The following is a 7,357-nucleotide window of genomic DNA, read 5'->3' as shown; positions in this document are numbered from 1 at the left end:
TATAGTCTCGTGGGCTCGGAGATGTGTATAAGAGACAGGCCTGATCCGGCGCATCCCCGTGATCGGCGGCGTGGCGGCGACGCTGGACCCGTCCGACGCCAACGCCGGGGAGGACGACGAGGTTCGGAAGTTCAAGGCCAACCCCCGCGCCTACGGGGTCGACGCCGACCCGGCTCCGCCGCCGGAGACGCCCCCGCCGCTTGCCCGGTCGGCGCCAACACGCGCCGAGACCGAGACGACCGGCCAGAAGGTCACGAACTACTTTATGGCGCAGGGCTGGACAAAGGAGCAGGCGGCGGCCATCGCCGGCGCGCTCCAGGGCGAGTCCAACTTCGACCCGCGGGCCTACAACCCGAAGGGAGGCGGCCGGGGTGCGCACGGCATCGCGCAGTGGCGGGGCGACCGGCTCGACGAGTTCGAGCGGCTGTACGGAAAGAAAGTCCGCGACGCCTCGCTGGACGAGCAACTGGCCTTCGTCCAGCACGAGCTGACGCAGGGCAACGAGCGGGTCGCGGGGGCTCTCCTTCGCGGCTCCGACACGCTCCAGCGCGCCGCCGACGTCGTGACGCGCCATTACGAGCGCGGCGGCTTTGACGACATCCCGCGCCGGTTGGCCTACAGCCAGCACTGGTTGTCGCAGGTCCGGCCGGAAACCCCGGCGCAGGTCGTCCAGGGCGGCGGCGGAGGGGCTGCGCCGGTCACGGTCAACCAGACCAACACCGTCACCATCACCGGGTCGGCCGACCCGGCGGCGGCGGGGCAGGCGGTCGGCGATGCGCAGACCCGCGCGAACGGGGACTTGGCCCGCAATCTGGCATCAGCCGTGAGGTGACGCGATGAACATCCCGGCGCTGGGCCTGGGCGCCGTCGGCGCGATCGGCGGGGCGGCGCTGCAGGCCATCTGGAGCACCAGCCCGCGGCGGAAAATACTCTGGCAGCCCACGGACGCGCGGGGCAAGCCGCGGCGCGACCAGAACGGCCGCGTCGTCACTGAGGCGCTGACCCCGCAAGTGGTGGTCGAGGAGTCCCACCTCGACCAGCTCCGGCTGACCGACCATCCGGTGGAGACCGGGGCGGCGATCACCGATCACGCCTTCAAGCTGCCGGCCCGGCTGCGCATCCGCGGCGCCTGGAGTTATGCCGGAGCCGCGCCCTTGGTCGCCAAGCTCCTCCCGATGCCGCCGGACCCGTCCTACCTGACCGGCCTGTACGCCACGCTGCGCAGCCTTCAGGAAACGCGACAGGTCGTCAGCGTCGTCACCGGGAAGCGCATTTATGGGGCCATGCTCCTGGAATCGCTGTCGGTGACGACGGACGAGAAGACCGAGAACGTCCTGCAGATCGTCGCCGAGTTCCGCGAGGTGCTGTTCGCACGGACGCAGGTCGTCAGCGTCGCCCCGCCGGCGGCGCAGAAGGCCCCGGAGGCGACCGCGGCGCCCGTCGACAAGGGCAACGCGGCGCTCCAGCCGGCCCAGAACCTCAATGCGCCAGCCGCCACCGCGGCCCTGCCGGGGATCTACTGATGCCGACCGCCTACGAGATACCGACCAGCCCGCAGGCGCAGCGGATGACCATTATGCTGGGCGCCACGCTCTACCAACTCTCGCTGAACTGGAACGCGGCGGCGGCGGCGTGGGTCATGGACATCGCCGACCAGAACGGCGTCGGGCTGGTCCAGGGCGTGCCGCTGGTCACCGGCGGAAACCTCTTGGAGCAGGTCGGCTATCTCCTGATCGGGGGTGAGGGCGCGGCGGTGCTGGTGCAGAGCGACAACAATCCAGACCTCGTTCCCAGCTACGAAACACTCGGGATCACGGGTCGCCTCTTCTTCATCCAGCCGTGAGGGCAGCATGGCGGAAGCGCAATCCGAGACGCTGTTTGGTCGCAAGATCGGGCTCGTCGTCTTCAACCCGCCGACGGCGGCGCAGGCCAGCACCGCCAGCCCGGCTACCGGCTCGACCACGACCGTTCAGCCGGGGGCGGGGCAGGCCACGCCGGGGAGTGGGCTCGACCTCTCGGCGCTGCGGATCGTCTTCAAGGTCAACCAGAGCGACATCGAGACGCCCGGCACGGCGTTTATCCGGGTCTACAACCTGTCCGCCGACACGGTGCGCAAGGTCCGCGGCGAGTTCCAGCGGGTGACGCTCCAGGCCGGCTACGAGAACGGCCCCTATGGGGTGGTCTTCTCGGGCGAGATCAAGCAGATCATGACCGGCCACGAGAACCCGGTGGACAGCTACCTGGACATCTTCGCGGCCGACGGTGACGCGGCCTACGTCAACAGCGTGGTCAACACCAGCCTTGCCGCGGGCTCGACCGCTGCCGACCAGTTCGGCGCACTGTCAAAGGCGATGGGCCTGGAGGCCGGCTATGTGACCGACCTGCCGCCCACGGCGCTGTCTCGGGGCAAGGTCATGTTCGGGATGGCACGGGACTACATGCGCAGGCTGGGGGAGACGACGCGCCAGAGCTGGAGCATCCAAAACGGCCAACTCGTCCTGGTGCCGCAGACCGGCTACCGGGCCGGGGAGGTGGCGGTGCTCACGGCAGCGACGGGCCTGATCGGCTATCCGCAGCAGACGCCCGGCGGGATCGAGGTGACGGCGCTGCTCAACCCCAAAATCCAGGTTGGGGGCCTCGTCCAGATCGACAACCGCTCGATCAATCAGGGACTCAGCCCAGCCCCCGCCACCACGCCGGGCCGGCTGGAGGGAGTTCCGGGCTTCACGGCCAAGATCGCCGATGACGGGCTTTACAAGGTGCTGGTGCACGAGTTCGTCGGAGACAGCCGGGGCGCCCCCTGGTACTCGACCCTGACGTGCCTTGCAGTGGACCGGTCGGCCCCCGCCGGCCAGCAGGTTAAGCCGTATTGGGCCGGCGGCCCGACGTGATCACTGCTCTTTGGCCCACAGCGACGGCATCGTGGCGCCGGTCACGGTCTTTCCGGCCGCCTGATACTCTACGACCATGACCGGAACGCCGGGCGGCCAGTAGGCCGTCGCCTTGGTGCCGGGCTTGGCGACGCGGCACCCGTAGTCCGCCGGGCGCGGCTTGTCGACCCGCCCATAGAGCATGGTCGCCCCCGGCGTCTGGGCCTCCCTCATGCCGTCGCGCCATGCCCGGTTGTAATGCTGGTACAGCGCCGAGACGGTCGCGTAGTCGGGGCAGACGATGCCCCCCGGCACGACCGGAGCGCCCGGCCCGACGACGAGCCCAACCGACACGACCGGAAACCGCTCTCCAGGCTGCTGAGCCTGCGCGGGCGCAACGATTGCCGCAGCGATGGCGGCCGCGGTCATGACGATACGCATCTTCTCCCCCTCCCGAAGCGCGAGCCGGGGGAGAATAGCACAACCCCAGAGGTGACGCATGGACCCACGCGAGAGGCTGGACGACGGCCAGGAAGCCCTGCGCGCGGCCATGGACGGGCTGCAGGGTCGCATTAGCACGGCATTCCCCGGCATCGTCCAGAGCTTCGACCCCGACGAGATGACCGCCGTGGTGCAGCCGGCCATCCAGCGGCAGGTCAGGGACCAGACGGGCGCATGGCACTGGGTCGCCCTGCCGCTGCTGCTCGACTGCCCGGTGCACTTCCCCAGCGGCGGCGGCTTCACGCTGACGTTCCCGGTCGCCGAGGGCGACGAGGTGCTGGTCGTGATCGCTGACCGCTGCGTCGACGCGTGGTGGTCGAGCGGCGGCGTGCAGGCGCAGGCGGAGCTGCGGATGCACGACCTGTCCGACGGCTTCGTGATTCCCAAGGTCTGGAGCCAGCCCAATGTGATCGGCGGCGTCTCGACCGATTCCGCCCAGCTCCGCAGCGATGACGGCGAGACCTACGTCGAGGTGGCCGGCGGGCAGGTGGTCACGGTCAAGGCGCCGGTCGGCATCGTCCTGGACAGCCCTGTCGTCAGCGTCTCGGGCCGGCTGGCCGTGCTGAACGAGGGCGGGGCGTCCAACCCCTGCACGATCGCCGGGACGGTCCAGGCCACGGGCGACGTGATCGCCGGCGCGGGCGGCTCGTCGGTCAGCCTGCAGCACCACGTCCACGGCGGCGTCGAGCCGGGAAGCGGCAGCACCGCCGCGCCAACGGGGACCTGACCCATGCGCTACCGAGCCCTGACCAGCGCCGGAGACAGCACGTTCTGTTCCGGCGCCACGGCCTTCCACGTCGACAATGCTGCGGCGGTCGCCCAGGCCATCCGGACGCGCCTGCTGTTGCTGACCGGCGAGTGGTTCTTGGACGTCACGGAGGGCACGCCCTACGCGACGGAAATCCTAGGGACAGGCACCGCACCGACCTACGACACCGCCGTTCGGACCCGCATCCTTGAGACCCCCGGCGTGACGGAGCTGGTCGCCTACTCCAGCGACCTGGACCGCGCGACCCGCGGCCTGTCCGTCTCCGCCACCGTCGCCACGATCTACGGGCAGACGGCAGTCGACATCACCCTATCGACGGTGACGCCCCGATGACGACCTATCCCCTCCCGACGCTGGCCGCAACGGTCAGTGCCAGCGGCATCGCCGCGCCATCATATGCGGACATCTACGCCAGCCTCCAGGCCAGCTTCCGGGCGATCTACGGCAGCGACTCCTACCTCGCGCCGGACAGCCAGGACGGCCAGATGTTGGCGATCTTCGCCCGGGGGATCCACGACGCCAACAGCGCCACGATCGCGGCCTACAACAACTTCTCGCCAGCCACCGCGCAGGGCGTTGGGCTGAGCTACGCCGTGAAGGTCAACGGCATCGCCCGCGAGCCCGCGACCTACAGCGCCGCGGCGGTGACGCTGACCGGGCAGGCCGGCGCGATCATCAGTAACGGCATCGTCGGGGATAGCCAATCGCTGGGCACGCAATGGCTGCTGCCCCCATCCGTCACGATCCCGCCGGAAGGCGAGGTGACGGTGGGCGCGACCTGCACAACGGTCGGCGCCATCGCGGCGGAGGCGGGCACCCTGACCGAGATCCTGACCCCGCAACGCGGATGGCAGAGCGTCACCAACGCCGCCCCGGCGTCGGTCGGCCGGCCGGTGGAGAGCGACGCCGCGCTGCGCCAGCGGCAGGCCCGGTCCACCTCGCTCGCCGCGGAAACCCCGCTGGAGGCGATCTATGGCACCGTTGCCAATGTGCCGGGCGTGACGCGGACCGCGCTTTACGAGAACGACACCGGCACGACGGACGGGAACGGCATTCCCGGCCATTCGATCTGCGTCGTGGTGGAGGGCGGTTCTCCCGCCGACATCGCCGCGGCCATCGCCGCGAAGAAGTCGCCCGGCACCGGCACGCACGGCGGAACCTCCGTGGTGGTCACGGACGCCTCGGGCGTCCCGATCACGATCCGGTACGACGTCCTGGACTACACGCAGGTCTACGCCGCCGTCACCATCACGGCATTGCCCGGCTACAACAGCGTGACCGGCGGCTACATCGTCGCCGCGCTGGTACAGGAAATCAGCGGAACGGCCATCGGCGGGACGGTCTTCTTCGGGCGGCTCTGGGCGGCGGCCAACCTGTCCGGCACGGCGGCGCTCACCGCGGTCTCGTCCGCCACCGGCTCCAGTGTCACGCAAGCCCAGCTCGACGCCATGTCAGCCACTTACGAGGTGACGGCGATCACGGTGGGCGCCGCGCCGGACCCGGTCGGCGCCGCGAATGTGCCGGTCGCCTTCAACGCGGTGGCTCAGACAGCGGCGGACCAGATCACGCTGACGGTGGAGTGACGGCATGGCGAACCCCACCCTTCAGGAGCGCGTGGACGGCGCGCAAGCCTCGCTCAAGGCCGTCATCAACGCGCTGGGGCTCTATGTCGGCCAGCCTGATCTCTACCCCGGTGCCGGACCGGTGACGATCCCGTCGGCCGACGACGGCCAGCCGATTTCCGCCGCGATGCAGGCCGACCTGGATGCGGTGGAGGCTGCGCTCCAGAGCATCACGGATTACCTGCCTGAATGGCTTGGCGCCCCGGTCGCGCCAGTTCAGCCTCCGCCCTTCGGGACGGCAATCGCCGATTATCTGGGCCTCATCACCAGCGAGCACGCCAGCCAGCCGACCTTCGTCGCGGTGATGACTGCGCTTCTCCAGCCGCTCACGGACGGGCAATCCCTGCTGTACGGCCTGCTCGACCGCTTCGACCTGGACCGGGCCGTTGGCGCACAGCTCGACACGATCGGGCTGTGGGTCGGGGCGAGCCGGAGCCTCTCCACGCCTCTGACGGGGGTCTACTTCAGCTTCGGTGTGGCTGGCTTAGGCTTCGGCGAGGGGGTGTGGTGGCGACCCGGAGAGCCGACCACCCAACTCGTCACGCTGCCGGACGACAGCTATCGGACCCTGATCCGCGCGCGCATCGCCGCGAACAACTGGGATGGCACGATCCCCGGCGCCTACGCGGTCTGGGACACGGCCTTCGCGGGAACTGGCTATCGCGTCCTGATCCAGGACAACCAGAACATGACGATGGAATACGCGCTGCTCGGGCCGCTGCCCGATGCGGTGACGCTGGCGCTGTTCCGCGGCGGCTACCTGGACGTGAAGCCTGCGGGCGTGAGGGTCAACAACTACTACACGCCCACCGTGCCGAACGCCCCGTATTTCGGGTTCGGCGCGCAGAACGGAAGCATCGACGGCTTCGGCTCTGGCGCCTGGGGCGCCGCAACGTCTGCCTGAGAGGAATCACATGGCTACGAATGACTTTCTGCCGTTCGCCGGGACGGCGGGCTCTCTCGTCACGTCTCAACCGGATTGGGTGACGGCGCTGGGCTCCGGCGGCGGGTTGGAGGACGGCTTCCAGAACGGGATCGCCAACGCCGCGCAGGTCAACAAGGCAATCCGCCAGGGCACTGCCGGGGCCGCCGTGCTCGGCCAGCTTATCGCTGACGTGGCTGCCACCAACGCCATCGATGATGGGGATATCGAGGCGCTGGAGACTGGGTTGCGCGCAGCCATCGCTCTGACCCCCTACGCGACCGACGCCGGCACGGCCAACGCCTACGCGTGCAGCTTCACGCCCCCCTGGCCGGCGTATCGCGCCGGCATGATCGTCCGGCTCAAGGTCGCCAACACCAACACCACAGCGAGCACCCTCGCCGTGGACGGGTTGACGGCGGCCAGCATCCTGCGGGCCGGCGGCGGCGCTCTGCGGGCCGGAGACCTCGTGGCCGGACAGATCGCCCTACTGGCCCATGACGGCACCGCCTTTCAGATCCTCAACCCCGCATCCGTCGGCGCACCGAGTAACTCTCAGGTGTGGAATGCCGCCGGCTCCTACTCGTGGACCGTCCCCGCGGGCGTGACCCGCGTCCGCGCTCGCGTCTGGGGCTGTCTCTTATACACATCTCCGAGCCCACGAGACTATAAC

The 7,357-nt window shown here is 69.6% G+C and carries 9 protein-coding genes and 1 pseudogene; 9 read left to right on the top strand and 1 reads right to left on the bottom strand.

Going from position 1 to position 7,357, the window contains the following annotated elements; all coding sequences use genetic code 11:
* The first annotated feature begins 58 nt into the window (after window positions 1-58).
* Genes Q4I23_RS28485 through Q4I23_RS28470 form a run of 4 tightly spaced genes read left to right on the top strand, consistent with a single transcriptional unit; the run spans window position 59 to window position 2,891 of the window.
* On the top strand, window positions 59-832 hold the full coding sequence (locus Q4I23_RS28485; protein ID WP_498528443.1) for a phage tail tip lysozyme: 774 nt from the start codon (window positions 59-61) through the stop codon (window positions 830-832).
* Window positions 833-836: 4 nt separating this feature from the next.
* Window positions 837-1,523, top strand: a complete 687-nt coding sequence (locus Q4I23_RS28480; RefSeq protein WP_498528442.1) for a phage baseplate protein — start codon at window positions 837-839, stop codon at window positions 1,521-1,523.
* A complete protein-coding gene (locus Q4I23_RS28475) occupies window positions 1,523-1,843 on the top strand; it encodes a phage baseplate plug family protein (RefSeq protein ID WP_498528441.1) in 321 nt (106 codons plus the stop codon). Before Q4I23_RS28480 ends, Q4I23_RS28475 begins: the two co-directional genes overlap by 1 nt.
* 7 nt (window positions 1,844-1,850) lie before the next feature.
* Window positions 1,851-2,891: a phage protein gene (locus tag Q4I23_RS28470; RefSeq protein ID WP_498528440.1), complete on the top strand. Its 1,041-nt coding sequence runs from the start codon at window positions 1,851-1,853 to the stop codon at window positions 2,889-2,891.
* Here the strand turns inward: Q4I23_RS28470 and Q4I23_RS28465 are convergent, their stop codons facing one another.
* On the bottom strand, window positions 2,892-3,311 hold the full coding sequence (locus Q4I23_RS28465) for a hypothetical protein (protein ID WP_498528439.1): 420 nt from the start codon (window positions 3,309-3,311) through the stop codon (window positions 2,892-2,894).
* Window positions 3,312-3,369: 58 nt separating this feature from the next.
* Here Q4I23_RS28465 and Q4I23_RS28460 point away from each other — a divergent pair, with 58 nt between their 5' ends.
* From Q4I23_RS28460 to Q4I23_RS28440, 5 genes and pseudogenes are all read left to right on the top strand, one after another.
* The gene (locus tag Q4I23_RS28460; RefSeq protein WP_498528438.1) at window positions 3,370-4,098 is read left to right on the top strand and encodes a Gp138 family membrane-puncturing spike protein; all 729 of its coding nucleotides are present in this window, start codon (window positions 3,370-3,372) and stop codon (window positions 4,096-4,098) included.
* A gap of 3 nt (window positions 4,099-4,101) precedes the next feature.
* The gene (locus tag Q4I23_RS28455; protein ID WP_498528437.1) at window positions 4,102-4,473 is read left to right on the top strand and encodes a contractile injection system sheath initiator; all 372 of its coding nucleotides are present in this window, start codon (window positions 4,102-4,104) and stop codon (window positions 4,471-4,473) included.
* On the top strand, window positions 4,470-5,723 hold the full coding sequence (locus Q4I23_RS28450; protein WP_498528436.1) for a baseplate J/gp47 family protein: 1,254 nt from the start codon (window positions 4,470-4,472) through the stop codon (window positions 5,721-5,723). The genes Q4I23_RS28455 and Q4I23_RS28450 overlap by 4 nt, the downstream gene beginning before the upstream one ends.
* Before the next feature lie 4 nt (window positions 5,724-5,727).
* Entirely contained in the window at window positions 5,728-6,666 is a 939-nt protein-coding gene (locus tag Q4I23_RS28445) for a DUF2612 domain-containing protein (RefSeq protein WP_498528435.1), read from the top strand.
* A 10-nt stretch (window positions 6,667-6,676) separates the two neighbouring features.
* Window positions 6,677-7,357 (top strand): annotated as a pseudogene (locus tag Q4I23_RS28440) (hypothetical protein); the annotation flags it as partial.

The sequence above is a fragment of the Azospirillum sp. UFLA03-27 genome, assembly GCF_059803775.1.
This window is presented reverse-complemented; position numbering and strand designations above follow the sequence as displayed.

Excerpts from the sequence above, each read along its gene's own strand:
- Q4I23_RS28480 (WP_498528442.1), top strand. The coding sequence starts at position 837 with ATGAACATCCCGGCGCTGGGCCTGGGCGCCGTCGGCGCGATCGGCGGG.
- Q4I23_RS28475 (WP_498528441.1), top strand. The coding sequence starts at position 1,523 with ATGCCGACCGCCTACGAGATACCGACCAGCCCGCAGGCGCAGCGGATG.
- Q4I23_RS28470 (WP_498528440.1), top strand. The coding sequence starts at position 1,851 with ATGGCGGAAGCGCAATCCGAGACGCTGTTTGGTCGCAAGATCGGGCTC.
- Q4I23_RS28465 (WP_498528439.1), bottom strand. The coding sequence starts at position 3,311 with ATGCGTATCGTCATGACCGCGGCCGCCATCGCTGCGGCAATCGTTGCG.
- Q4I23_RS28460 (WP_498528438.1), top strand. The coding sequence starts at position 3,370 with ATGGACCCACGCGAGAGGCTGGACGACGGCCAGGAAGCCCTGCGCGCG.
- Q4I23_RS28455 (WP_498528437.1), top strand. The coding sequence starts at position 4,102 with ATGCGCTACCGAGCCCTGACCAGCGCCGGAGACAGCACGTTCTGTTCC.
- Q4I23_RS28450 (WP_498528436.1), top strand. The coding sequence starts at position 4,470 with ATGACGACCTATCCCCTCCCGACGCTGGCCGCAACGGTCAGTGCCAGC.
- Q4I23_RS28445 (WP_498528435.1), top strand. The coding sequence starts at position 5,728 with ATGGCGAACCCCACCCTTCAGGAGCGCGTGGACGGCGCGCAAGCCTCG.